This is a genomic window from Modestobacter italicus (assembly GCF_000306785.1).
Taxonomy (GTDB): domain Bacteria; phylum Actinomycetota; class Actinomycetes; order Mycobacteriales; family Geodermatophilaceae; genus Modestobacter; species Modestobacter italicus.
Map to the genome: position 1 here is coordinate 2,911,471 of NC_017955.1, position 23,860 is coordinate 2,935,330.

Below are 23,860 nucleotides of genomic sequence, written 5' to 3' on the forward strand. Positions count from 1 at the left end.
CTCAGGAGGTCGTGACGTCGGCGCCGGGTCCGTCGGTCGGGTAGACCAGCCGGATGCTGGCCGGGTCGATGCCCAGCACCGGGCCGAGCATCGACTGCATGAGCGGCTTCGGCACGAGGCACTCCTCGCAGGCGTCCGGGCCGGCGACGATGGCCACGTCCGCGGAGTCGCCCCGGACGTCGACGTCCATCCGGTAGTCGTCGGCCTGCAGGGTCTGCTTCAACTGGTCCAACTGCTTCTCGTCGACGCTCATGCGGGTGCCTCCTGGGGGTGGGTCGCGGTGTCGCGGGCGGGCGGGACGGGCACCGAGCGGCCGGACCACGTGGACCAACCGAACGGGCGGAAGACCATCGAGATGGCGGCGTTGGCGGCGCCGGCGACGAGCACCGGGATCTCCGCGGCCGAGGGCATCATCGGGAACGGGTCGGGGCCGGGGTCCTGGTCGTGGGACTCCTTCCCCGCCGCGACCAGGTCTGCCTGGCGGCGGGTGGCGTGCTCGAAGAGCCACTGCTGGACGTCGGCCCGGCCGTAGCCGGCGGCGGCGAGGAACTGGGCGTGCTCGGGCCCGAACACCACACCGCCGGTGGAGTGCTTGATGCCGAGGTAGGCGCCGGTGCGCGCGAGGGTGTCCGCGACGTCCCAGAGCACCGCCTCCGCGCTCTCGGTGTGCCGGTTGTCGATGTACTCGCAGTCGCGGACGAGCAGCGCCGAGACCGCGTCCACCCCGGCCGCCACGCCTCCGGCCACGCTGAACGGCTCCCACGGGGAGAGCTCCTCGTGCTCACCGATGCACATGGTCCACCGCCCGGGGACCCCCTGGGTCGCCTGTTCCAGCTCCTGCGGACGGATGCCGTAGCCGTTGCGGACGATCAGGCCGAGCGCCCGGCCGATCGTGGCGTTGGCCCGGAAGCCGGGGCCGAACACGCCGCCGGCGTAGTTGATGCCCAGCCGGTCCCGGACCGGTCCGTTGACCACGAGCAACGGCGCGGGCCCGCTGGTCGACTGCCAGGCGCCGCCCCGGGAGGCCGGCTCGCCGTTCACCGCCTCCCAGGCGGCCAGCACCACGGGGAAGTACTCCGGCCGGCAGCCCGACATGACGGCGTTGACCGCGGCCTGCGCCACGGTGACCCGGCGGTTGAGGTGCGACTGGGCGCCGATGACCTCGTCGGGGTCGCGGGCGACGGTGGCCAGGAACTCGGCCACGTCGTCCTCGGTCGCCGGGACGACCGGCAGGCCGTCGCTCCAGCCGCGCTCGTAGCAGTACTCGATGGCGCCCCGGACGCCGCGGACCGGGTCGTCCGCGGTCCCGGCGCGCCCGTCGACCTGCGGCGGGGCCGCCGTCATGACCTGGCTGCCACGTTCGGTCCGCGCAGCAGCGCCACGATCTCCGGGACGGCCGCGGCCGCCCGGTCACGCACGCCCTGCCGGGACAGGTTGGCCACCGGGTGCGGGGTGGTCACGTACTGGTAGCCCTCGGTGCCCTGCAGGGTGGCCATGGCGTCGGCGCTGACCCGGAAGGCGTCGCTGACGATGACGACGGCGGGGATGCCCGCCTCCTCCAGCTGCAGGCCGTCGGCGACGGCCGAGGCGCTGCAGGAGCCGCAGTCGCCCACGCCCACGACGACGACGTCGCACGCGGCCCGCAGCTCCTCGAGCATGTCCGGCGGCGCAGGTTCGACGATGCTCGGCTTCTTCCGGATCAGCACCTTCTGCACCCCGTGCTGCGACTCGAGCAGCCCGGCGACCTCCTCGACGAAGTCCTCGGCGTTGCGCTTGGTGTTGGCCAGCAGTCCCAGGCGCAGACCGGAGAGGTCGCCCGGTCGGGGCGCGAGAGCGGTGCGACCACGTGCGTCGCCCGCCGGACCGACCGTGGGGTCGATGACGCTGTCGTACACGGCGCTCTCCTCGCATCCGGACGCCGATGTGACGGCCGTCTCGATGACCAGAACGCTAGGACGCCCCGGTCGATGCCCACCAGGGCACTCCCGCCCGGCGGAACAGCAGAACGCCCGCCGGGTCCGTCACCGGCCCGGGTGGACGGAGACGTGGACGGCGGGCTCCCCCGGGCCCTCGCCGGCGAGGAGCTGGATCGCCGTCTCGGTGTCCTCCAGCGGCAGCGAGTGGGTGTGCATCTGGGCGATCGGCGTGCGCCCGGACTCGATGATCCGGATCGCCTCGGCGTAGGCCGGTGAGTCCACCCCGTAGGCCCCGACCAGGGTGAGCGCCCGGTTGATGACGAAGTCCGTGTCGATCTCGGCCTTCCGCCCGCCCTTGAGGCCGGCGAGGACGACCCGCCCCCCGTGCCGGGCCGAGGCCAGCGCGTCCCCGACCGGGCCGAGGGCCATCGGCGTGAGCTCCAGGACGACGTCCGCCCCCACCCCGCCGGTCAGCTCCAGGACCCGCGCCACGGTGTCCTCCTGGTCGACGACGATCGTGTGGTCGGCGCCGAACTGCCGGGCCAGCGCCAGCTTGTGCTCGTCGGCGGCCAGCCCGGTCACGATCACGGTGGAGGCACCGGCGGCCTTGGCCGCGATGACCGCCGACAGGCCGCGCTGACCGGCCCCCAGCACGACGACGGTGCTGCCGATCCCGGCACCGCCGAGGTGCACCGCCCAACGGACACCGGCGGCGAGCGGGTTGAACATGACCGCGAGCTCCACCGGGAGGGCGCGGTCGATCGGGTGCACGATCGAGCCGGGCGCCAGGTAGGTGTACTCGGCCAGCCCGCCCCACAGCGAGGGCTGCTGGGTGATCGGGGTGTAGCCGTGGCTCGCCGCGCGCCGGGGGCACGCCTGGTACCGACCGGAGACGCAGGCCGGGCAGTGGTGGCAGGGCACCAGGATCTCCAGCGCCACCCGGTCACCGACCGAGACGCCCCAGCGTTCGGCGGCCTTGTCGCCGAGCTCCTCGATGATGCCCAGGGGCTCGTGGCCGGGCACCACGGCCGAGCCGCGGAACAGGTGCCCCTTGTACTGCTCGACGTCGCTGCCGCAGATCCCGTTCGCCTCGATCCGCAGCAGCCCGTCCTCCGGGCCGATGACCGGACGGGGGAACTCCCGCAGCTCGAGCGTCCGCGGCGCGGTCTGGACCACCGCCCGCACCATCTCGGCCATCAGCGTGCGGTCCCGGCCTCGGCCGGCTGCGGTGCCTGGGCCGGCGGTGGCTCGGGGCGACGCAGCGGGAACGGGCTCAGCCCACCGCCGTCGATCGGGATGGCCTGCGCCGTGATGTAGGCGGCCTCCGGGGAGGCGAGGAAGGCGACCGCGGCGGCGATGTCCTCGGCCGCGCCGGCCCGCCCGACCGGGATGTTGCGGCCGCGCTGCTCCATCAGTGCCGCCTCGTCGACGTCCGGGCCCGAGCTCAGGAACGCCCGGCTGGTGGCGACCAGCCCGGGGCAGAGCGCGTTGACGGTGATCCCCCACGGGCCCAGGTCCATGGCCAGCGCCCGGGTCATGCCGATGACACCGGCCTTGGACGCCGAGTACGGGCCGGAGAACGGGGCGGCCGTCAGCCCGGCCATCGACGAGATGTTCACGATCCGGCCCGCGCGCTGCGCGCGCATGACCGGCACCGCGGCCACGCACATCAGCCAGGGCCCGCGGAGGTTGACCGCGATGACCCGGTCGAAGACCTCGGCCGGGATGTCGGCGACGTCCGCCCGGTCCGGACCCTGCGGAGCGGCCGCGTTGTTGACCAGGACGTCGAGCCGGCCGAAGTGCTCGACCGCCTCGGCGACCATCCGGTCAGCGTCGGCCTCGACGGCGACGTCACCGAGCGAGGCGACCGCCGTCCCGCCCCCGGCCGTGATGTCGGCGACGAGCGCCTCGACCCCGCCCCAGCCGGCGGACCGGCCCTCCTGCTGCCGGTTCGGCACCCCGGTGGCCTGCAGGTCGGTGACCACGACGGCCAGGCCCTGGCCGGCGAGCCGGCGGGCGATCGCCTGCCCCATCCCGTCGGGCTTGCCGCAGCCGGTGACCAGCGCGACCCGGTCCGCGGCGGCGGTCACGCGTGCACCGCCGGGGCGCCCTCGGGCGTCGTGGTCTCCAGCACCGTCGTCACCGGCGCAGCGGCCGAGGCGGCCGGCTTGGGTGCGCGCCCGGTGTTCGGCCCGCCGTCGACGGACAGGATCTGCCCGGAGATCCAGCGGGCCCGGTCGCTGGCCAGGAACAGGGTGGCCTGGGCGATGTCCCAGGGGCTGCCCTCGGTGCCCAGGGCCGACCAGCCCTTGCGGACCTCCCGCATCTCCTCCGACATGTTGGCCGCGGCGAAGGCCCCCCAGATGGCACCCACCTGCACGCAGTTCACCCGGACGCCGCGCTCCCCCAGCGTGTTGGCCGCGCCGATGGTGAGGTTCTCCAGGCCCGCCTTGGCGAGGTTGTAGACCATCGCCGGCCCGCGGGCACGCACCCCGACCGAGCTGATGTTCACGATCGCGCCGCCCGCCGGCAGCACCTCGACGGCGTGCCGGGTCATCTGCCAGGCGGTGGTCAGGTTCAGGTCCATCAGCTGGTGGAACCGCTCGGGGGTCACCTCGAACACCCCGGCCCGGTCGCCGACGGCCACGTTGTTGACCAGCGTGTCCAGCGAGCCCAGGGCGGCCACGGCCTCGTCGACCGCCCTCCGGCACGCGGCGTCGTCCAGCACGTCGGCCACCACGGCCACCGCCGTCCCGCCGTCGGCGGTGATCCGGTCCACGGTGCGCTGCGCGGCGTCCCCCTCGCGGTCCAGGACGGCCACCCGGGCGCCGTGCGCGGCGAACACCCGGCTGATCGCGTACCCGACGCCGGGCTGGGTGCCGCTCTGCTGCCCGCCGCCGGTGACCAGCGCGGTGCGCCCGGACATCCACGGATCGGTGGCGCTGCCGAAGGGGTCGAGCAGGGGGTCGGTCACGAGGCGCTCCTCTGTGCGGGGTCGGACGGGGACGGACCGGAGGGGGCGGTCCGGCCGACGACCGGCACCGAACTGGCCGACCAGCCGGCGAAGACGCGGACCACCATCGAGATCCCGGCGTTGCGGGCGCCGGCCACGGCGATCGGCAGCACCTCCGGACCGTCCGCGGCGAACAGCGGGTCGACGGCGTCCGACGGCGTCCCCTGGGCGAAGCGGACGCCGTTGTCACCGACGCCGTCCTTGCCGACGCGGGCCAGGTCGACCTTGCTCCGGCCGCACCGCTCGACCAGCCAGGCCCGGACATCGGCCCTGCTCATCCCGGCCCCGGCCAGCAGCTGGGCGTGCTCCGGGCAGAACACGATCCCGGCCGGGGCGTTCCGGAAGATCAGCGCACCGGTGCGGGAGAGGGTGTCGGCGAAGTCGGCGAGCAGCTGCTCGGGATCGGCGGTGTGCCGGTTGTCGACGTACTCGACCGTCCGCGTCAGCATGGCCGAGACCGCCGAGGTGCCGGCGGGGACACCGCCCTCGACGGACAGCGGTTCCCAGGGGCTCTCCTCCTCGTTCTCCGCGACGCACACCTGCCAGCGACCGGGCAGCCCCTGGGTGGCCTGCTCGAAACCGTGCGGCACGACGCCGAGGGCGTTGCGGACGATCAGGCCGATGCTGCGGGCGATGGTCATGTTCGGCCGGAAGCCGGGACCGAACACCCCGCCGGTGGAGTTGAGGCCCAGCTCGGTGCGGACCGGGCCGTTGACCACGAGCAACGGCGAGGGCCCGCTGGTGCTCTGCCAGCCGCCGCCCTTCGCGGAGCGGTCGCGCTGCACCGCCTCCCAGGCCGCGAGGACGACCGGGAAGTACTCCGGTCGGCACCCGGCCATGGCCGCGTTGATGGCGGCGACCTCGACGGTCACGCTGCGGTCGAGGTGCTCCAGCGCCCCGATGACCTCGTCGGGGCGGCGGTCGACGGTGGCGAGGAACTCGTCCACCAGCGGCCGGGTGGCCGGCACCAGCGGCAGTCCGTCGGACCAGCCCTGCTCGTAGCAGTGCTCCATCGCCGCGCGGGCGGCGTCCGGGTCGGCGGCGGGGAGGTCGATCGTGGCGCTCACGAGGAGCGCCCGTGCCCGGCCGGGTCGGTGACGGTGGCCAGGACCCCGGGCAGCAGCTGCTCGGCCCGCTCGGCGACCGCCTCGGGGCTCAGGATCGCGACGGGGTGGGCCGTGGTGAGGAAGGCGTAGTCGGGCGCGCCCTGCACCGCCGCCATGGACGAGGCGGTGACGGTGAAGGCGTCCGAGCAGATGACCGCCGCCGGGACGCCGGACCGCTCGAACGCGATGCCGTCGGCGACGGCCGAGGCGCTGCACGACCCGCAGTCACCGACGCCGACGAGGACGACGTCGCACTCGGCGAGGAACTCCTCGCGCAGCTCGTCGGGCATCGGCAGGGCGAACGCCGTCTTCGTGCGGCGCAGCACCGCCACCGCACCGTGCTCCCGCTCCAGCCGGCCGGCCAGCTCCTCGAGCAGCAGGGCGGCGTTGTGCTTGGTGTTCTCCAGGAGCCCGATGCGCCGGCCGGTCAGGTCCGCCGGCCGCGGTGCCAGCGTGGCGTCGGCGGCCCGGGCCGAGCTGCGGCCGGTGGGGTCGAGGACGTCGGCCAGGGTGGCCATCAGGCACGCGTCCCGGCGTGGTCGTGGACGATGATCCCGCGGATGTTCTTGCCGTCGTTCATGTCCTGGTACCCCTGGTTGAGGTCCTCGAGGCGGTACCGGTTGGTGATCAGCTCGTCGAGCTTCAGGTCGCCCGCACGGTAGAGGCCGAGCAGCCGCGGGATGTCGACCAGCGGGTTGCAGTTGCCGAACAGGGCGCCCTGCACCTGCCGCGTGTAGCCGACGAGCGTGCCGCCGTTCACCTGGACCTGCTTCTCGTCCGCCTTGCCGATGGCGGTGACGGTCACCTTGCCGGTCTTGCCGGTGATGTTGATGGCGTCGGTGACGACCTGCTCGGTGTTCACGCCGACGGTGATGATCGCGTGCTCGGCCAACTGCCCCCAGGTCGTCTCGTTGACGAACTCCCAGGCCGCCCGCGGGTCGGTGAAGGTGTGGGTGGCCCCGAAGACCTTGGCCATCTCCAGCTTGAAGGGCACCGGGTCGACGACCACGACGTTCTTGGCCCCGGCGTACGCCGCGCCCTGGACGGCGTTGCTGCCCACCCCACCCGAGCCGTAGATGACCACCGTCTCCCCGGCCCGGACGCCGGCGGCGTGGACCGCCGAGCCCCAGCCGGTCGGGACCCCGCAGCCGACCAGCGCGGCGACCTCGAAGGGGATGTCGTCGGGCAACCGCACCGCGGAGTACTCGGAGATGACCGAGCGCTCCGAGAAGGTGCCCAGGGTGCACAACGCGCCGAGGTCGCTGCCGTCCTGGTGGAACCGGAAGGTGCCGTCCTGCAGCTGGCCGGTGCCGGCGTAGAGGCCGCGGTCGCAGACGTTCTGGTGGCCGGTGGAGCACCAGCGGCAGACCCCGCAGGCGGGGATGAACGAGGCGACGATCCGGTCGCCGACCTTCACCCGGGTGGTGTGCTCACCGACCGCCTCGACCACGCCGGCACCCTCGTGCCCGCCGACGATCGGGAAGCGGTTGCGCGCGTCGCCGGTGCGGATGTGGTCGTCGGAGTGGCACATGCCGGAGATCTCCCAGCGGACCAGGACCTCCTGCTCCCTCGGGTCGTCGAGCTGCAGCTCCGTGATCTCCCACGGCTGGTGAGCGGCGTACATCACGGCCGCCCTGGTCGTCGTCGGCATGGGCGCGGTCTCCTTCAGGTGGCGAGCGGGTGGGACGGCGACGGAGGGCGGTCGCCCGGAGCGAGGCGTCGTCGCGAGGTCGCGGGCTCGGCGCGGCAGCCCGCGGCCAGTGGTCTGCGTCACCTCTGCGTCGAGGACGATCGTGTCCTCGCCGCATCTCGGTTTCGACGCGTCTTCCTCCCGGCGGAAGCCGGACCCTCCCGCGCGAGGGCCGTGGCGGCATACTCGACCAAGGGTGACGCGCGCCACACCAGAGGGCGTCGGCCCCACGGGAACCCACACGCCAGGAGGACGACATGTCGGCAATGGCGCCGCTTTCCTCGAGTGCCCGGGACGGTGCGGCGACGGGCTCCCGGCCCGCTGTCGGGACCCCGTGCGCAGGCCCGGCGACGGCCGCCGGCCGCACGCTGGCCGTCCTGGCCGCGTTCGGGCCGGACCACTGCTCGCTGTCGCTGTCGGACATCAGCCGCCGCACCGGGCTGTCGCTGACCACCACGCACCGGCTCGTCGGTGAGCTGCGCGAGTGGGGCGCCCTCGAGCGCGCGGCCGACGGTCGCTACGGCATCGGGCTGCGCCTCCTCGAGCTGGGCGCTCTCGCCCCGCACGGCCTGCAGCTGCGCGAACTCGCCCTGCCCTACCTCGACGACCTGCACCACGCGACCAGGGCGAACGTGCACCTGGCCGTGCGGGACGGGCACGACGTCGTCTACGTCGAGTCGCTGCGCGCCCGGGGGGCGGTGCAGGTGCTGTCCCGGCTCGGGGGGCGGTGGCCCCTGCACGCGACCGGTACCGGGCAGGTGCTGCTCGCCTACGCCAGCCCGGAGCTCCAGCAGGAGGTCGTCGCCTCACCACTGCGCCGGTTCACGGCGAACACGATCACCGACGTGGAGGAGCTGCGGCGCACCCTGGCCGAGGTCCGGCGCACCGGCGTGGCGATCGCCGAGAACCAGCTGACCGCCGAGGCGCTCGCCCTCGCCGTCCCGGTCCGCGGACCCGGCGACGAGGTCATCGCCGCCCTGGGGGTCACCGTGCAGCGCGCCGCCGTGAAGAGCCACGCGCTGGTCCCGGTGCTGGCCGCGACCGCCCGCGGGATCAGCCGGGCGCTGGGTGCCCCATCGGTGGGCACGGTGGACCGGCGGGCGGTGCGCCGCACCGCCCAGCCCGACCTGCACTGATCCCGGTCAGCTCGGCAGGAGCGGGCCGGCACCCGGTCAGACGTAGTGCCGGACGACGACCGTGGCCACGCACGCGGGCTTGGTGCTCCCCTCGACCTCGAAGGTCACCGTGATCTGCACGGCCACGCCGCCGGGGACGTCGGTCACCCGGTCGACGAAGGCGCGGGCGCGCAGCCTGCTCCCCGCGGGCACCGGCGAGGGGAAGCGGACTTTCTCGGTGCCGTAGTTCACGCCCATCGAGAAGCCGGTGAACTGCACCAGCCGCGGCAGCACGAGCGGGATCAGCGACAGCGTCAGGTAGCCGTGCGCGATCGGGCCGCCGAAGGGGCTCTCCTCCCTCGCCCGCTCCACGTCGACGTGGATCCACTGGTGGTCACCGGTGGCCTCGGCGAAGGTGTCCACCATCTGCTGGGTGATCTCGATCCAGTCGCTCGGGCCGAGCTCCTCGCCGACCAGGCTCGTGACGCCGTCGGTCCCCTCGACGCTGACGGGGGTGCTCATGGGGTTGCTCCTCTTCGCTGTCGTGGGTCAGGTCGGGCCGGCGGTGGCGACGCCGTGCGCCCAGGTGAGGTCGGCCTTGCCGGACGGGCTGCGCTGGAGCCGGGCGACGACGACGAGCTGCCGGGGCCGCTTGTGGTCGGCCAGGCGCTCGCCGACGTGGGCGCTCGCCTCGGCCTGCGTCAACTCGGCCCCGGGGTGCAGGGCGACGACGGCGACGATCTGCTGTCCCCAGCGCTCGTCCGGGGTGCCGACGACGATCGCGTCCTGGACGGCGGGGTGCGTGAGCAGCGCCTGCTCGACCTCCTCGGCGAAGACCTTCTCGCCTCCGGTGTTGATCACCCGGCTGCCGCGGCCGTGGAACACCACCGTGCCGTCGGACTCCAGGCCCGCCATGTCCCCGGGCACCACCCAGCGCCGTCCGCCGATCTCGCGGAAGGTCCTGGCGGTGGCCTCGGCGTCGTCCTGGTAGCGGATGTGCTCGTCCACCGGAGCCGCCAGCAGCCCGATCTCGCCGGAGCCCGGCGTGAGCGGCCGGCCCGCGTCGTCGATGACCTGCGCGCCCGGGAAGAGCTGGAACCGGGCCGTCTCGGTGGGGTCGCCGCGGCGGGTCTCCTGAACGGCGTAGGGACCGCCTTCCGAGGACGCCACCAGGTCCCGGCACACCAGGTCGGCGTGCCGCAGCAGCCGCCGTTTGACCTCCGCGCTCCACGTCACCCCGACACTGATCACCCGGCGCAGGCTGGACAGGTCGTACGGCCGGCCGGCAGCCTCGGCGGCGTCGAGCGCGTCGGCCAGCGGCCGGGCGAAGACGTCGCCGACGATCGAGACCGTGTCGACCCGTTCCCGCTGCACCGTGGCCGCCAGCTCGTCGGCGTCGTAGGACCTCGACGGGAGGTAGACCACGCGGCCCCCGGCCAGCAGCGCGCCGAACGTCGTGTACATCCCGGTCGCGTGCATGAGCGGCGGCGCCGGCAGGCACACCATCGGATCCCGGTCGAGGCCGAGCCGCTCCAGGGTGGCCCGGAGCTCCTCGAGCGTCCGGGGCAGGGGCTCCCCGAGCAGCAGCAGACCGTTGGCGCTGCAGGTGGCGAAGAGCCCGGAGTGCCGGGACAGCACCCCCTTGGGCCGGCCGGTGGTGCCCCCGGTGTACATCAGCCAGTGGTCGTTCCCGCGCTCGATCCGCGGCGCCGGCTCGGCGCTGTCCACGGCCTGCTCGTAGTCCGCCGCCCACACCGGTACGTCGTCCGGGCCGCCGACCTGGACGAGGGCACGCAGCCGCGGCAGGACCGAGCGCGCCTCGCCGAGCCGCTCGGCCAGGGCGGCGTCGAAGACGACGGCCTCGGCGTGCGCGGCCTCCAGCAGCTGCACGATCTCGTCGCGGCGGTAACGGTAGTTGACGTTCAGCGGCACCGCGCGCAGCTTGAGAATGGCGAAGACGCTCTCCAGGTACTCGATGCTGTTGTAGAGCGCCACCGCGACCCGCGACTCCGCGCCGACCCCCTGGGCGGCGAGGTGTCCCGCGAGGCGGGAGGCCCGTGCGTCGAGCTCGGCCCAGGTGCGGGTCCGGCCGCCGTGGCTGACCGCCAGCCGGTCCCGGCGGAGGTCCCCCACCGTCTCCAGGACCGTCGCGAAGTTCTCGTCCACGCCCGCGGGTCCGAGGTCAGCGCTCGTCGAAGGTCTCGGCGAGCCAGCGCTCGGCGTCGATCGCGGCGGCGGCACCGGTGCCCGCCGAGGTGATCGCCTGCCGGTAGATGTGGTCGACGACGTCACCGCAGGCGAAGACCCCGTCGATGTTGGTCCGGGTCGTGGGGTGGTCGACGACGACGTAGCCCTCGTCGTCCAGCTTCAGCTGGCCGACGAACAGCTCGGTGCGCGGGTCGTGGCCGATCGCGACGAACAGCCCGGACACCGGCAGGGACTCGGTGGCGCCGGTGGCCACGTCGGTCAGCTCGACGGCCTCCACGGTGGTGTCCCCGTGCACGTCGGTGACCTGCTTGCCCAGCGCCCAGCGGATCTTCTCGTTGTCCTGGGCGCGCTGCTGCATGATCTTCGAGGCCCGCAGCTCCGGCCGGCGGTGCACCAGCGTCACCGACCGGGCGAAGCGGGTGAGGAAGGTCGCCTCCTCCATCGCCGAGTCCCCGCCACCGACCACCACGATGTCCTGGTCGCGGAAGAAGAACCCGTCGCAGGTGGCACACGCGGACACCCCGCGGCCCAGCAGCCGCTGCTCGTTGTCCAACCCCAGGTACCGGTACTTCGACCCGGTGGCCACGATCACCGCGTGCGCCAGGTGGACCTCGTCGCCGACCTTGACCACCTTGGGGGTCGCGGTGAGGTCGACCTCGGAGACGTCGCGGGCCACCAGCTCGGCGCCGAACCGCTCGGCCTGGGTGCGCATGTCGTCCATCAGCTGCGGGCCCTGGATGCCCTCGGGGAAGCCGGGGAAGTTCTCGACCTCGGTGGTGGTCATCAGCGCGCCACCGAACTGGGAGCCCTCGAACACCAGCGGGTGCAGGTTCGCCCGGGCGGCGTAGACCGCCGCGGTGTACCCCGCCGGACCGGACCCGATGATGATCAGGTCACGGACCCCGTCGTGCTCGGCCGGCGGGATGGCCGGGTGCTCGATCCCACCCGTCGTCACGGCAGGACCGGGACTCGCATGAACGTCTCTGGTCACGGTGGAAACGCTAGGCGCGGGGCCGTCCAGGGCCTGGGAGGTCACCCGCCTGACGGAAGACTTGTCGTCGCTGTCGTTCCTCACGCGTGGTCCCCGGGGCCGGTTCCGGAGCGCTGCGGCCGGGTGCACACGACGCAGAGCCGGCCTCACGGCCGCGGCCGGAGGAGGTCGTGCAGCACCTCCAGCCCGAACACGTAGCCCCGGACCCCCGCGCCGACGATGACGGCCTGCGCGAGGTCCGAGAGCAGGGAGGTGTGCCGGAACGGCTCGCGCGCGTGCACGTTGGTGATGTGCACCTCGACGAAGGGCAGTTCCGAGGCCGCCACCGCGTCGCGCAGCACGACCGAAGTGTGCGTCAGACCACCGGCGTTCAGCACGAGGCCGGCGTGTGTGGAGCGTGCTGCATGGAGGGTGTCGATGAGCACACCCTCGTGGTTGCTCTGGGAGCAGTCGACGTCGAGCCCCAGCTCCTGGGCTCGTCCCGTCACCAACGCCTCGACGTCGCGCAGGGTCTGCGTGCCGTAGACCGCCGGCTCACGGGTGCCCAGCATGTTGAGGTTCGGGCCGTTGAGCACGAGGACCCGGGGCCGCTCTGGACCGCCCATGGCGCATCTCCTTCCGTGGTCGTCCGGTGGACGGTCAGTCGCCCTGGACCGCCCGCGCCTGCCGGTGCGCCGCCATCCGGACGGGTGCGTCGGCGTTGCCGTAGCCGTCGTACCCGCCCAGCCGCTGCACCACCTCGAAGAACACCCGGTCACCGAGCACGAGGGTGGTGAGGTGGAGGTAGCCGCCGTGCTCGTCCTCGTCGTACATCAGGCCGTGCTCACGGATCGCGGCGAGCAGCTCCGGCGCCGGCTCGAGCCGGGCCGCCAGGTCGTCGACGTAGTTGGCCGGCACCGGCAGCAGCGGCGCACCGGCCGCCTGCAGCCGGCCGGCGGTGGTCACGATGTCGTCGGTGGCGAACGCGACGTACTGGGGGTCCGGCACCGCGGGTGACCAGCCGCCGCGGCGCAGCGCGGAGACGCTCAGCGCGAGCCGGACCGCGCGCCCGGGCCCGGCGACCGCGCGACTGCGCACCAGTCCGAAGGGAGCGGCGAACTCGGTGACCGTCTGGGGCGCCAGGCCGAGCACGGCGCGGTAGAACAGGCCGGCCTCGTCGAAGGCGTCGAAGGGCTGGGTGAGGCCGACGTGGTCGATGCCGATCAGCCCCGCGTCTGCTCGGGCTGCCTCGTCGGTGGGCAGGAAGTCGGCCGGCCATCCGCCCGGGTCGGTCCGGGTGAAGAACACCTGGGTGCCGTCGGGCGCCTCGATGGCGGACAGCTGCGCCTCGGCCGTGCCGCGGTCCCGGGGCAGGACGGGGGCGTGGAGGGCCTCCGCGCGGGCAGCCGAGGCGGCGGGGTCCGAGCTCTCCAGCCCGAGGGCGGTGACCGCGGCGATGCCGGCGGCCGCCGGCCGGACGACCGAGGCGTTGAGGAGCACCCGGGCCCGCCCCTGCTCCCACAGCTGCACCGGTTTGGACCGGTGCTGACCGGTGTGGGCGAAGCCGAGCCCGTGCAGCGCCCGCGCGACCTGCGGTCCGGAGACCCCGTCCACGCCGAGCTCGACGAAGGAGTGCCCGGTCAGCTCGGGAGCCGCGGGGACGGCGGCCGGACCGGGCAGCTGCTCCTCCAGCCACAGCAACGAGCGGATGGCGTCCACGGCCGTGCGGGCCGGGTCCGACTGCCGGAAGACGTCGTTGAACACCTCGAGCGACAGCGGCCCGGCGTACCCGGCGTCCAGCACGCAACGCAGGAAGCCGGGCAGGTCGAAGGCCCCCTGCCCGGGGAAGAGCCGGTGGTGCCGGCTCCACTGCAGCACGTCCATCTGCAGGTGCGGTGCATCCGCCAGCTGCAGGAAGAAGAGCTTCTCGGCCGGGACGTCGGCGAAGCCGGCGGGGTCCCCGCCGCGGGACAGCACGTGGAAGCTGTCCAGGCACAAGCCCAGCGCCGGGTGGTCCGCCCGGGCGACCGCGGCCCAGGAGCGGTCCCAGGTGGAGACGTGCCGGCCCCAGGCCAGCGCCTCGTAGGCGATCCGCAGCCCCCGCTCGCCGGCCCGCCCGGCCACGGTCGCGAGCTGCTCGGCGAGCTGGTCGAGGTCGGCCACCGCGTCGTCGGACACCGAGGAGCAGACCAGCACGGTCGGGACGCCCAGCTCGGCCATGACGTCGAACTTGCGGTCCGCGCGGCGGAGGTTGCGGGCGAAGCCCGCGGGGTCGGTGGAGTCCAGGTCCCGGAAGGGCTGGTACAGCTCGATCCCGAGACCGAGGTCGGCGCACCGGGCCGCCAGCTCGCGGGGGCGCCACGGGGAGGCGATCAGGTCGGGCTCGAACACCTCGATGCCGTCGAAGCCGGCTCGGGCAGCAGCCACGAGCTTGTCCTCCAGCGTGCCGGACAGGCAGACGGTCGCGACGGACCGGCGGAACGGCATCGGGTCAGCTCACCCGGGCGTCGGGGACGGGTTCGCCGACCAGCTCGGTGAAGTGGGCGAGCATCCGCTCGACGTCCGGCTCCACGTCGGTGAACAGCCGGAAGGCGTCGACCGCCTGGTAGACGGCCATGCCGCCGCCGTCGAGCACCCGGCAGCCGGCGGCTCGGGCGGTGCGGACCAGCTCGGTCGCCAACGGGCGGTAGACGACGTCGGCCACCCACAGCGGTGGGCGGAGGAGAGCCGCCGGCAGGGGCAGGCCGGGGTGCGCCGCCATCCCGGTGGGCGTGGCGTGCACCAGCCCGTCCGCCGCTGCCAGCGACGGCTCCAGGTCGCCGAGGTCGCCGCTGACCGCCCGGTCGGCGGCGAAACGCACGGACAGCGCGTCGGCCAGCGACCGGGCGCGCTCGCCGTCGACGTCCAGCATGGTCAGCCGGCCGACGCCGAGCGTGAGCAGCGCGTGCGCGACGGCCGCGCCGGCCCCGCCGGCACCGAGCAGGACGACGTCGTCGAGGGCGACGTCGGGCAGCCCGCGGTCGAAGGACCGGGCGAAGCCGGACCAGTCGGTGTTGTGCCCGATGGCCCGCCCGTCCCGGAAGACGACCGTGTTCACCGCGCCCAGCGCCGCGGCGTCCGCGGTGAGCTCGTCGAGGTGCTGCAGCACGAGCTGCTTGCACGGGTGGGTGACGTTGAGCCCGTCGAACCCCGCCAGCCGGGTGGCGGCCAGCAGGTCGCCGACCGCCTCCGCGGGCAGCTGGAGGTCGTCGAGGTCGAACCGCCGGTAGAGGTAGCGGATGCCGAGCTGGTCAGCCTCCCGCTCGTGCATCGGCGGGGTCAGCGACGGTCCGATGCCGCTGCCGACCAGGCCGACGAGGACGCTGCGGGAGGGTGGTGTCACGAAGGCCTCCGGCCGGTGTACCAGTTGGTGAGTTACCGCTTCAGGGGACCACAGGGTGCGCGCCGGCGCCAGCCCCGGCGCGCGCTGGGTCACACCCGACGGGTCAGGAGCCGCCGGTCCGGCGGGCCCGCGCCCTGGGGTGCTCCAGCATCTCGTCGACGAGCGCGTGCAGCCGGCGCAGCCGGGGCGCCGGGTCCTCGGCCAGCAGGCCCTGGGAGTCGTCGCCGCCGAGCGCGACCGGCACGTGCGGCGGGAGGGTGGCCAGCAGACCGGCGGCGGCGTCCCCGGCCGCCTCCACCAGCCGGGCGCTCAACCGGACGTAGCCGAGGTGCTCCCAGACCAGCTCGACGGCCTCCTCCACCTGGTCGGCCGTGGCCGAGGTCGCCGCGACGTCCAGCACCAGCCCGCCGCGGGAGGGCGCCACCACCGCGAGCGCGTCACCGAGCAGGTCGAGCCGGTCCGCCGGCACCGGTGCCAGCAGCGGGCGCAACCGGTAGGGCCGCGCCTGGTCGGCGAGCTGGCCGAACAGGTCGACCCGCTCGGCGATGCTGCGCCCGGCCGGCGAGTCGGGAGCGCCGAAGCGGGCGGTGACGAACTGGGCCCCGAACCGGGCACCGAGGTCGAGCACCCGGCCGTGCGCCGCGTGGACGTCGTCGGCAGGCAGCGGGCCGTCCAGGAGCACCCGCCCGACGTCGAGGACCGTCACCCGGGTCTGCAGCAGCAGGTCCACCAGGCGGGCGAGGTTCTGCTCGCCCGTCCCGCCGGACCACCAGTGCTCGACCTCCTCGGCAGCTCCGACGTGCAGGCCCAGCGAGTCCCAGCCGGTGCCGGGCAGCAGCTCGGTCAGCTCCAGCGGACCGAGCGGGTGGACGACGGACTGGTGTACGACCATGCGGTTCACGTCGGTGCCGCCTCTCTGCGCCGCGGGGCGCCCGGGTGCGGTCCGCGAGCGTACTGACCAGCCACCCGGGACGCCGTCCTAGGCTCCGTGCGTGACCGCGCAGCCCTCCGAGGCCGAGGCAGCCCACCGCGACCCCGCCGCCGTCGGGACCGGTGAGCGGACCCGGGACGCCGAGCGGACCCGGGCCGACATCCTGGCGGTGGCGACCAGCGAGTTCGCCGACCGGGGCTACGCCGGTGCCCGGATCAACGAGATCGCGGACAAGACGAGCACCACGAAGCGGATGATCTACTACTACTTCGGCGGCAAGGAGCAGCTCTACGTCGCCGTCCTGGAGCAGGCCTACAGCCGCATCCGCAGCCTGGAGCAGCAGCTGGACGTCGAGCACCTCGACCCGGTGGAGGCCATCCGGGAGCTCGCCGGGCTCACCTTCGACCACCACGAGTCGCACCCGGACTTCATCCGGTTGGTGAGCATCGAGAACATCCACCACGCCGAGCACATCGCGCACTCGGAGGTCCTCTCCGGGTTGGCCAACCCCGCGGTCGACGTGCTCGGCGCCATCCTGGACCGGGGCTGGGCCGCCGGGGTCTTCCGGGATGACGTGGACGCCCTCGACGTGCACCAGGTGATCAGCGCCTTCTGCGTCTTCCGCACCGCCAACCGGCACACCTTCGGCGCCATCTTCGGCCGCGACCTGCTCGACCCGGCACAGCGGGAGCACCAGCGGCAGATGCTCGGCGACCTCGTGGTCGCCTACCTGACCGCCGGCTGACCGCACCGGCTCGGCGCGCCCCGCCGCCGACCTGCACCTTCCCGGCTGCTCCGGCCGAGCTCAGCCGTGCCCGCTTGACATCGTGACGGCGATCACCTCACCATCTGGTACGTAACCAGTTGGTACATACCGCTGGAGCACCAGCCCGACGAGGGCGGGCGTGCCGAGCCGGAGACCCCGGAGCGCACGCACAGCTCTGCAACGCCGCACCGCTGACCGCACCGGGAGCGATCCCGGTCGCCCACCCCGCAGGGACGCCGGTCCCTGCCGCTGGACCCCCAGGAGACCTCCATGAGCACGACCCTCGATCCGGGCGGCACCGCGCCCGTGCACGTGCCGCGCAAGGCGGCGCTCGCCAGCTTCGTCGGCAGCGCACTGGAGTACTACGACTTCTTCATCTACGGGGCCGCCGCAGGCCTGGTGTTCCCCGACGTGTTCTTCCCGGACAGCGACCCGGCGACCGCGACCCTGCTCTCGCTGGCCACCTTCGGCGTCGCCTACGTCGCCCGCCCGATCGGCGCGGTGATCATCGGTCACTTCGGCGACAAGCTGGGCCGGAAGAAGATGCTGGTGCTGACCCTGCTGCTGATGGGCGTCTCGACGTTCGCCATCGGGCTGATCCCGTCCTACGCCTCCATCGGGGTGGCCGCGCCCATCCTGCTGGTGCTGATGCGGGTCTTGCAGGGGCTGTCGGCGGCCGGCGAGCAGGCCGGCGCGAACTCGATGACGCTGGAGCACGCGCCGGACCGCCGACGCGGCTTCTTCACCAGCTTCACCCTCCAGGGCACCCAGGCCGGCCTGATCCTGGCCAACCTGGTCTTCCTCGCCGTCGCCACCCTGCCCGAGGACCAACTGCTCAGCTGGGGCTGGCGGATCCCGTTCTTCCTCTCCGCCCTCGTCGTCGCCGTGGGCTACTGGGTGCGCCGCTCGCTGCCCGAGACCCCGGAGTTCGAGAAGGAGAAGGAGGCCGACGAGGTCGCGAAGCTGCCGGTCGCGGTGCTCTTCCGCGACCACTGGGCGTCGGTGCTCCGGGTGGTCCTGTGCGCCCTCGTCTCCGTGGTCAGCACCATCATCGGCACCTGGTCGCTGGCCCAGGGCACGAGCGACGAGATCGGCCTGGAGCGGACGACTCTGCTGTGGATGGTGATCCTGGCCAACATGGTCGCGCTGCTGTCCCTGCCGCTGTGGGCGATGCTGTCCGACCGGATCGGCCGCCGGCCGGTGTTCGTCTTCGGGGCGCTGGGCTCGGCCGTGCTCGCCTTCCCGTTCCTGTGGGCGCTTCAGCACGCCAACGTCGGGCTGGTCTTCCTCTTCGGCATCCTGCTGTCCGGCGTCACCTACTCGGCGGCCAACGGCATCTGGCCCTCGTTCTACGGCGAGATGTTCGACACCAAGGTCCGGTACTCCGGCACGGCCATCGGCACCCAGGTCGGGTTCGCCCTAGGCGGCTTCTCCCCGACCATCGCCGCCGCGATCGTCGGGAAGGGCCCGGACGGCTGGCTGCCGGTGGCGCTGCTGGTCGCCGGTGCGGCGACCGTGGCCGGCCTCTGTGCGCTGACCGCCCGGGAGACCGCGCACGTGCCGACGGCGCAGCTGGGCACCCGGCTCGGCAACACCCGGGACCGCACGCTCACGCACGCCTGACCCGTCCGTCTGCGGGCCCCGGCCGTCGCCGGGGCCCGCAGCCACGTCCACCCTCCGGAGGTCCCGGTGTCCCTCGTCGTACCCACCGGCTCCGGCCCGGTCGCGGGCCGGCTCGCCGGGGACGTGCGCAGCTGGCCTGGCATCCCGTACGCGTCCGCCGACCGCTTCGGACCGGCCGGACCGGCGCCGTCCTGGTCGGAGCCGCGGAGCGCCACCACGCCGGGCCCGGTCGGCGTGCAGTGGACACCCGCCGGGACGCTCACCGGCACCGAGGAGTGCCTCACGCTGGACGTGTACGCGCCCGTGGACGTCCCCGGGCCGCTGCCGGTGCTGTTCTGGGTGCACGGCGGGGCGTTCCAGACCGGGGCGGCGGCCGACTACGACGGTTCCGTGCTCGCCGCCGCGGCACCGGCGGTCGTCGTGGCGGTGTCCTACCGGCTCGGCCCGTTCGGCTTCCTGCAGCTGGGCACCGCCGCGGCGCCCGAGCCGAGTCCGGCCATCACGGACCTGCTGGCCGCCCTGGCCTGGGTCGATCGGGAGATCGCCGCCTTCGGTGGCGATCCGGACCGGATCACCCTGGTCGGGCAGTCGGCCGGGGCGAGTCTGGTCTGCGCTCTGCTCGCCACGCCGGCCGGGCAACGGGCACGCGCCGCGGTGGCCTTCTCCGTCGGCGGTCCCGTGCTGGAGCCCGCGGAGACGGAGGACGTCGCGGCGCGCACGCTGCACCAGCTCGGTCTCCCGCGCACCGACCTCGCCGCCCTGCGGGCGCTGCCGGCCGAGGCGGTGATGACGGCCGCGGCCACGGTCAGCCGCGAGTCCCGCCGCCAGCGGCTCGGTGGCGTGGTGTGGGGCCCGGTGCTGGACGGCGCCGTGCTGCCGGCCCAGCCTGCCGATGCGGTCGCCGCCGGCGCGCTGCGGGACACCTCGCTCTGGTTCGGCTCCTGCCGCGACGAGATGACGATGTTCCTGCAGCACGGGAGCGACGACGCCGTCACCGTCGCCCGTGCGCGGGTCGGCGGCGCACGCTTCGACCGGCTGCGCGAGGTCTACGCAGCCACCGCACGACCGGAGGAGGACCCGGTCCAGGCACTGCTCACCGACGAGATGTGGGTCCAGCCGGCCTGGGAGCTGGCGCTGGCCACGAGCGCAGCCGGTGGCCGGGCCTGGCTGAGCCGCTGGGACCACGCCCCGGACCTGCCCCCGTACGACCGGCTGGGCCCGACGCACGGCGCGGACAACGCCTGCCTCTGGGCTCACCCGCCATTCTTCGTGGAGCGCCCGCTGCTGGCCCGGCCCGCCGGCGACATGACCGACGCCGACCTCGCGGTGACCGCCGCACTGCACGACGCGGTCCTCGGCATGGTGCAGGCCGGTACCCCGGCGACCGGTGCGCTGGCGGACTGGGTGCCGTACGAGCCCACCGCCCGCTGCACTGCCGTCTTCGACGCGGTCCCGCGGGTCGAGTCGGACCCCGCCGCACAGCGGCGGCGGGCGTGGGCCGCGCTCAGCGGAGGCTGACGACGACCTTGCCCTTGCTGCGGCCCGACTCCAGGTGCGCGAAGGCCTCCGGCGTCTCGGCGAAGGGGTACACCCGGTCGATCACCGGGCGCAGCTCGCCGCTGTCCACGAGGGCGGCGATCTGCTCGAGCTGGGCGCCGGAGCACCGCATGAAGAGGAAGGAGTACCGGACGCCGAGCTCCTTGGCCCGCCGGTTGACCCCCGCGGCCAGCACCCGCATCACCAGGCGCAGCAGGGGGTTCAGGCCGAGCTGGACGGCGAACGCGTGGTCGGGCGGTCCGGTCACGCCGACGACCTGCCCGCCGGGACGCAGCACCCCCAGCGACTTCCGCTGCGCCTCCCCGCCCAGGCTGTCCAGGACGACGTCGTAGTCGTGCACCAGCTCGGCGAAGTCCTGGGTGCGGTGGTCGACCACCAGATCGGCACCCAGCGACCGGACCCACTCCACGTTGGAGGTGCCGGTGGTCGTGGCCACGGTGGCGCCCAGGTGCTTGGCCAGCTGTACCGCGATGCTGCCCAGCCCCCCGGACCCGGCGTGCACGAGCACGCGCTGCCCCGGCCGGACCCCGGCCCGCTCCACCAGGACCTGCCAGGCGGTGAGGGCCACCAGCGGCAGCGAGGCGGCCTCGGTCATGGAGAGGCTGGCGGGCTTGCGGGCGAGAGCGTCCTCGGCGACGGCGACCTGCTCGGCGAGGGTCCCGGTCCGGCCCGGGGAGGGGCTGCCGTACACCTCGTCCCCCGCGGCGAAGCGGGTCACCGCGCTGCCGACAGCGGTGACCACCCCGGCGAGGTCGCTGCCCAGCACCAGCGGCATCTCGGCCGGCAGGAACGCCTTGAACTCGCCGTCCCGCACCTTGACGTCGGCGACGTTGAGGCCGGCGGCGTGCACCTCGACCAGCACGTCGCGCGGACCGAGCGTGGGTTCGGGCACGTCGGCCAGGTGCAGCGGGGCCTTGTAGCGGTCGATCTGCCAGGCCCTCATCGGGGGTCCTCTCGGGAGTGCTCGAGCGTGGGCAGGGTGCGCCGATCAGCAGCTGGACGTCCTCGATCCCCGCTCCTGCGGCATCACGAGCGGGTCGACGACCGTCTGGTCGTCTCCCCCGGATCGACGACCTCCCCGCAGGCCTGGCAGGTGACCTCCGGGACCAGTCGGTGCCCGCAGGTGTGCTCGAGGACCAGCGGCGGGCCCTCGACGCCGGCGAGGTGCTCGTCGCCCCATTGCAGCAGGGTCAGGATGACCGGGTAGAGGTCCCGGCCGGCGGTCGTGAGGTGGTACTCGAAGCGCTGCGGGTGGTCGCTGTACCGCTGCCGCTGCAGGATGCCGGCGTCGACCAGCGTGCGGAGCCGGGCCGTCAGCGTGTCCCGCGGTGCGCCGGTGCGCCGGTGCATCTCGTCGAAGCGGTGGTTGCCCAGGAAGGCCTCGCGCACGACCAGCAGAGCCCACTTCTCGCCCACCACCTCGAGCGTGCGCGCAACGGAGCAGACGCGGGGTTCGGCCGGTGCCGCCATGCCGCGAGGATAACGCAGTGAGTCCGACATCTGGACGCAGTCGAGCCAGCGGCGATACCGTCCATCCAGGATCCGGACTCACTCCTGGGGGCCACCCGTGGCGCTTGGCAAGCGGTCGCCCTCGTCCGCCGGCACCGCACCCGAGCCGAGCGGTGGGACGGCGGCTGTCGTTGCCGTGCTGGCGATCGCGGTGTTCATGTCCAGCCTCGACCTGTTCATCGTCAACCTGGCGTTCCCCTCGATCGGGGAGGAGTACGCGGGGGCGGAGCTGGGCTCGCTGTCGTGGATCCTCAACGCGTACACGATCGTGTTCGCGGCCGTGTTGGTGCCCGCTGGACGGTGGGCCGACCGGGTCGGACGGCGGCGCGCCCTGGTCGTCGGACTGGCCGTGTTCACCGGAGGGTCGTTGCTCTGCGGCCTGGCCCCGGGGGTGGGCTGGCTGGTGGCGGCGAGGACGGTGCAGGCAACGGGGGCCGGCGTGATGGTGCCCGCCTCGCTGTCGCTGCTGCTGGCCGTCGTCCCGCAGGAACAGCGTGCCCGCGCGCTCGGGTCCTGGTCGGCTCTCGGTGCCCTCGGCGCGGCCCTGGGGCCGGTGATCGGTGGCGGCCTGGTCGAGATCGGCTGGCGCTGGGTCTTCTGGGTCAACCTGCCGGTGGGGGTCGTGGCGATCCTGCTCACCCTGCGCCTGGTGCCCGAGAGCCGGGACGGGGCGCGGGGGCACCGCCCCGACCTGCTCGGGGCGGCGTTGCTCGCACTGGCGGTCGGCCTGGTCGCCGGGGCACTGGTCGAGGCGCCGGACTGGGGCTGGGCCTCGGCCGGCTTCCTGGGGATGCTGCTGGCGGCAGCCCTGTGCGCGGGAGCTGTCGTGGCGCGCTCCTTCCGTCATGCGGCGCCCGTGCTCGAGCTGGGCCTGTTCCGGTCCCGGACGTTCTCCGGGGCCGGAGCGGCGTCCCTGCTCTACTACGCGGCCTTCGGCGCCTTCCTCCTCAACACCGTCGAGTTCCTGACCACCGTCTGGCGCTACACGCCGCTGGAGGCGGGGCTGGCCATCGCCCCGGGGCCGCTGATGGTGCTCCCGTTCGCGCGGCTGGTCGCGCCTCGGCTGATCTCCGTGCTGGGCGGCGTCGGGAGGGTCGCCGCCCTGGGCTGCTCGGTCGGGGCCGCCGCGCAGGTGCTGTGGCTGGTGCTCCTGCAGGTCGAGCCGGCCTACGTGACGCACCTGCTGCCGGCGCAGCTGCTCGGCGGGGCCGGCGTCGGGTTGGCCATCCCCTCGCTGCTGGGAGCCGGCAGCACCGGCCTGCCCGCGGCGAACCTGGGCACCGGCAGCGGCATCCTGAACATGGCCCGGCAGGTCGGCACCGTGCTGGGCGTGGCTGCGCTCGTCGCGGCGCTCACGGTCCGCGACCCCGATCCGCTCACCCCGTTCCGTCACGGGATCGCGCTGATCATCGCCTTCTTCGTCGCGGCCGGGGTCGTGTGTGTCGCGCTCCTGGCCCAGCGCCTCCGACCGGCAGCCGCGGTCTCCGCGACGCTTCCGCACGCCCGACCGCAGGAGACGGCATGAGCCGAGACGACGACCCACCCCCCGACGGCTGGGGCGAACCCCGGTCCAGGACCGTCACCTGGTGGGACCCGATGATCGGCGCCCAGGCGATGCACGACCTCAGTGGCCGCGAGTACCTGCAGGCGATGATCGACGGCCGGCTGCCCCCAGCCCCCATCGGCGGACTGATGGCCATGACCGCGGTGTCGGTGGGCGAGGGGACCGTGGAGTTCCGGTGCCAGCCGGACGAGTCGGCGTACAACCCCATCGGCCTGGTCCACGGCGGCCTCGTCTGCACGCTCCTCGACTCCGTCGCCGGTTGCGCAGTGCACAGCACGCTGCCGGCGGGAGTGGGCTACACGAGCCTGGAGATCAAGGTCAGCTATCTGCGCCCGGTCCGACATGGTGGAGGTGAGCTGACCGCGACCGGCCGGGTCACCAAGCCAGGACGTCGGGCCGCCTTCGCCGACGGCGAGGTGCGCGACGCCGACGGCAGGTTGATCGCCACCGCGTCCAGCACCTGTATGGTCTTCCCGCTCGGGGACGGATGACGCGGCGACAGGCCAGCCG

At 73.9% G+C, this 23,860-nt stretch carries 24 protein-coding genes; 6 read left to right on the plus strand and 18 right to left on the minus strand.

From position 1 onward, the window contains the following. Window position 1: 1 nt before the first annotated feature. The 9 genes from MODMU_RS14065 to MODMU_RS14105 all read right to left on the minus strand — a co-directional run bounded on the left by MODMU_RS14065 (window position 2) and on the right by MODMU_RS14105 (window position 7,686). Window positions 2-253: a hypothetical protein gene (locus MODMU_RS14065; RefSeq protein WP_014740950.1), complete on the minus strand. Its 252-nt coding sequence runs from the start codon at window positions 251-253 to the stop codon at window positions 2-4. Continuing rightward, a complete protein-coding gene (locus tag MODMU_RS14070) occupies window positions 250-1,344 on the minus strand; it encodes a hypothetical protein (protein ID WP_014740951.1) in 1,095 nt (364 codons plus the stop codon). Before MODMU_RS14070 ends, MODMU_RS14065 begins: the two co-directional genes overlap by 4 nt. After that, window positions 1,341-1,895 carry a UGSC family (seleno)protein gene (locus MODMU_RS14075; RefSeq protein WP_014740952.1) on the minus strand — a complete coding sequence of 185 codons (555 nt, stop codon included), beginning with the start codon at window positions 1,893-1,895 and terminating at the stop codon, window positions 1,341-1,343. Before MODMU_RS14075 ends, MODMU_RS14070 begins: the two co-directional genes overlap by 4 nt. Before the next feature lie 126 nt (window positions 1,896-2,021). Next, window positions 2,022-3,113, minus strand: a complete 1,092-nt coding sequence (locus MODMU_RS14080) for a zinc-dependent alcohol dehydrogenase (protein WP_014740953.1) — start codon at window positions 3,111-3,113, stop codon at window positions 2,022-2,024. Continuing rightward, complete coding sequence (locus MODMU_RS14085) at window positions 3,113-4,006, minus strand: SDR family NAD(P)-dependent oxidoreductase (RefSeq protein ID WP_014740954.1); 894 nt, start codon at window positions 4,004-4,006, stop codon at window positions 3,113-3,115. The genes MODMU_RS14080 and MODMU_RS14085 overlap by 1 nt, the downstream gene beginning before the upstream one ends. Then, window positions 4,003-4,890 carry an SDR family NAD(P)-dependent oxidoreductase gene (locus MODMU_RS14090; protein ID WP_014740955.1) on the minus strand — a complete coding sequence of 296 codons (888 nt, stop codon included), beginning with the start codon at window positions 4,888-4,890 and terminating at the stop codon, window positions 4,003-4,005. The genes MODMU_RS14085 and MODMU_RS14090 overlap by 4 nt, the downstream gene beginning before the upstream one ends. Then, entirely contained in the window at window positions 4,887-5,996 is a 1,110-nt protein-coding gene (locus MODMU_RS14095) for a hypothetical protein (RefSeq protein WP_014740956.1), read from the minus strand. The genes MODMU_RS14090 and MODMU_RS14095 overlap by 4 nt, the downstream gene beginning before the upstream one ends. Further along, window positions 5,993-6,553 carry a UGSC family (seleno)protein gene (locus tag MODMU_RS14100; protein WP_014740957.1) on the minus strand — a complete coding sequence of 187 codons (561 nt, stop codon included), beginning with the start codon at window positions 6,551-6,553 and terminating at the stop codon, window positions 5,993-5,995. The genes MODMU_RS14095 and MODMU_RS14100 overlap by 4 nt, the downstream gene beginning before the upstream one ends. After that, window positions 6,553-7,686 carry an NDMA-dependent alcohol dehydrogenase gene (locus MODMU_RS14105; RefSeq protein ID WP_014740958.1) on the minus strand — a complete coding sequence of 378 codons (1,134 nt, stop codon included), beginning with the start codon at window positions 7,684-7,686 and terminating at the stop codon, window positions 6,553-6,555. Before MODMU_RS14105 ends, MODMU_RS14100 begins: the two co-directional genes overlap by 1 nt. A 296-nt stretch (window positions 7,687-7,982) precedes the next feature. Between MODMU_RS14105 and MODMU_RS14110 the strand changes: the two genes are divergently transcribed. Beyond that, window positions 7,983-8,861 (plus strand): IclR family transcriptional regulator, encoded by an 879-nt coding sequence (locus MODMU_RS14110; protein WP_014740959.1) that lies wholly within the window; start codon window positions 7,983-7,985, stop codon window positions 8,859-8,861. Window positions 8,862-8,897: 36 nt separating this feature from the next. On the opposite strand, the gene MODMU_RS14115 is transcribed toward MODMU_RS14110, so the two are convergent. The 7 genes from MODMU_RS14115 to MODMU_RS14145 form a co-directional block, all read right to left on the minus strand. Next, entirely contained in the window at window positions 8,898-9,362 is a 465-nt protein-coding gene (locus MODMU_RS14115; protein WP_014740960.1) for a MaoC family dehydratase, read from the minus strand. Between the two features lie 27 nt (window positions 9,363-9,389). Beyond that, entirely contained in the window at window positions 9,390-11,006 is a 1,617-nt protein-coding gene (locus tag MODMU_RS14120) for an AMP-binding protein (protein ID WP_014740961.1), read from the minus strand. A gap of 16 nt (window positions 11,007-11,022) precedes the next feature. Further along, window positions 11,023-12,003 carry a thioredoxin-disulfide reductase gene (gene trxB / locus MODMU_RS14125; protein ID WP_014740962.1) on the minus strand — a complete coding sequence of 327 codons (981 nt, stop codon included), beginning with the start codon at window positions 12,001-12,003 and terminating at the stop codon, window positions 11,023-11,025. 182 nt (window positions 12,004-12,185) lie between these two features. Beyond that, the gene (gene aroQ, locus MODMU_RS14130) at window positions 12,186-12,644 is read right to left on the minus strand and encodes a type II 3-dehydroquinate dehydratase (RefSeq protein WP_014740963.1); all 459 of its coding nucleotides are present in this window, start codon (window positions 12,642-12,644) and stop codon (window positions 12,186-12,188) included. A gap of 34 nt (window positions 12,645-12,678) precedes the next feature. Then, window positions 12,679-14,505, minus strand: a complete 1,827-nt coding sequence (locus tag MODMU_RS14135; protein WP_014740964.1) for a sugar phosphate isomerase/epimerase and 4-hydroxyphenylpyruvate domain-containing protein — start codon at window positions 14,503-14,505, stop codon at window positions 12,679-12,681. Between the two features lie 4 nt (window positions 14,506-14,509). After that, window positions 14,510-15,400, minus strand: a complete 891-nt coding sequence (locus tag MODMU_RS14140; protein ID WP_041795279.1) for a shikimate dehydrogenase — start codon at window positions 15,398-15,400, stop codon at window positions 14,510-14,512. A 103-nt stretch (window positions 15,401-15,503) separates the two neighbouring features. Continuing rightward, window positions 15,504-16,292, minus strand: a complete 789-nt coding sequence (locus MODMU_RS14145; RefSeq protein ID WP_014740966.1) for a hypothetical protein — start codon at window positions 16,290-16,292, stop codon at window positions 15,504-15,506. Between the two features lie 100 nt (window positions 16,293-16,392). Here MODMU_RS14145 and MODMU_RS14150 point away from each other — a divergent pair, with 100 nt between their 5' ends. The 3 genes from MODMU_RS14150 (at window position 16,393) to MODMU_RS14160 (ending at window position 20,238) form a co-directional block, all read left to right on the plus strand. After that, complete coding sequence (locus MODMU_RS14150) at window positions 16,393-17,076, plus strand: TetR family transcriptional regulator (protein WP_014740967.1); 684 nt, start codon at window positions 16,393-16,395, stop codon at window positions 17,074-17,076. 291 nt (window positions 17,077-17,367) lie between these two features. After that, on the plus strand, window positions 17,368-18,720 hold the full coding sequence (locus MODMU_RS14155; protein ID WP_014740968.1) for an MFS transporter: 1,353 nt from the start codon (window positions 17,368-17,370) through the stop codon (window positions 18,718-18,720). A 66-nt stretch (window positions 18,721-18,786) separates the two neighbouring features. Then, on the plus strand, window positions 18,787-20,238 hold the full coding sequence (locus tag MODMU_RS14160; RefSeq protein ID WP_014740969.1) for a carboxylesterase family protein: 1,452 nt from the start codon (window positions 18,787-18,789) through the stop codon (window positions 20,236-20,238). On the opposite strand, the gene MODMU_RS14165 is transcribed toward MODMU_RS14160, so the two are convergent. Both MODMU_RS14165 and MODMU_RS14170 read right to left on the minus strand, forming a co-directional pair. Next, window positions 20,225-21,220 (minus strand): NADP-dependent oxidoreductase, encoded by a 996-nt coding sequence (locus tag MODMU_RS14165; protein ID WP_014740970.1) that lies wholly within the window; start codon window positions 21,218-21,220, stop codon window positions 20,225-20,227. The genes MODMU_RS14160 and MODMU_RS14165 overlap by 14 nt on opposite strands. Window positions 21,221-21,303: 83 nt before the next feature. Further along, complete coding sequence (locus MODMU_RS14170) at window positions 21,304-21,747, minus strand: winged helix-turn-helix transcriptional regulator (protein ID WP_014740971.1); 444 nt, start codon at window positions 21,745-21,747, stop codon at window positions 21,304-21,306. A 175-nt stretch (window positions 21,748-21,922) separates the two neighbouring features. Between MODMU_RS14170 and MODMU_RS14175 the strand changes: the two genes are divergently transcribed. Then, a complete protein-coding gene (locus tag MODMU_RS14175) occupies window positions 21,923-23,311 on the plus strand; it encodes an MFS transporter (RefSeq protein ID WP_051143989.1) in 1,389 nt (462 codons plus the stop codon). Beyond that, window positions 23,308-23,841: a PaaI family thioesterase gene (locus MODMU_RS14180; RefSeq protein WP_014740973.1), complete on the plus strand. Its 534-nt coding sequence runs from the start codon at window positions 23,308-23,310 to the stop codon at window positions 23,839-23,841. Before MODMU_RS14175 ends, MODMU_RS14180 begins: the two co-directional genes overlap by 4 nt. Window positions 23,842-23,860 lie beyond the last annotated feature (19 nt).

Coding starts and splice junctions, on each gene's coding strand:
- MODMU_RS14065 (WP_014740950.1), bottom strand. CDS start 253: ATGAGCGTCGACGAGAAGCAGTTGGACCAGTTGAAGCAGACCCTGCAG.
- MODMU_RS14070 (WP_014740951.1), bottom strand. CDS start 1,344: ATGACGGCGGCCCCGCCGCAGGTCGACGGGCGCGCCGGGACCGCGGAC.
- MODMU_RS14080 (WP_014740953.1), bottom strand. CDS start 3,113: ATGGCCGAGATGGTGCGGGCGGTGGTCCAGACCGCGCCGCGGACGCTC.
- MODMU_RS14100 (WP_014740957.1), bottom strand. CDS start 6,553: ATGGCCACCCTGGCCGACGTCCTCGACCCCACCGGCCGCAGCTCGGCC.
- MODMU_RS14105 (WP_014740958.1), bottom strand. CDS start 7,686: ATGCCGACGACGACCAGGGCGGCCGTGATGTACGCCGCTCACCAGCCG.
- MODMU_RS14110 (WP_014740959.1), top strand. CDS start 7,983: ATGTCGGCAATGGCGCCGCTTTCCTCGAGTGCCCGGGACGGTGCGGCG.
- MODMU_RS14115 (WP_014740960.1), bottom strand. CDS start 9,362: ATGAGCACCCCCGTCAGCGTCGAGGGGACCGACGGCGTCACGAGCCTG.
- aroQ (WP_014740963.1), bottom strand. CDS start 12,644: ATGGGCGGTCCAGAGCGGCCCCGGGTCCTCGTGCTCAACGGCCCGAAC.
- MODMU_RS14135 (WP_014740964.1), bottom strand. CDS start 14,505: ATGCCGTTCCGCCGGTCCGTCGCGACCGTCTGCCTGTCCGGCACGCTG.
- MODMU_RS14145 (WP_014740966.1), bottom strand. CDS start 16,292: ATGGTCGTACACCAGTCCGTCGTCCACCCGCTCGGTCCGCTGGAGCTG.
- MODMU_RS14155 (WP_014740968.1), top strand. CDS start 17,368: ATGAGCACGACCCTCGATCCGGGCGGCACCGCGCCCGTGCACGTGCCG.
- MODMU_RS14165 (WP_014740970.1), bottom strand. CDS start 21,220: ATGAGGGCCTGGCAGATCGACCGCTACAAGGCCCCGCTGCACCTGGCC.
- MODMU_RS14170 (WP_014740971.1), bottom strand. CDS start 21,747: ATGGCGGCACCGGCCGAACCCCGCGTCTGCTCCGTTGCGCGCACGCTC.
- MODMU_RS14180 (WP_014740973.1), top strand. CDS start 23,308: ATGAGCCGAGACGACGACCCACCCCCCGACGGCTGGGGCGAACCCCGG.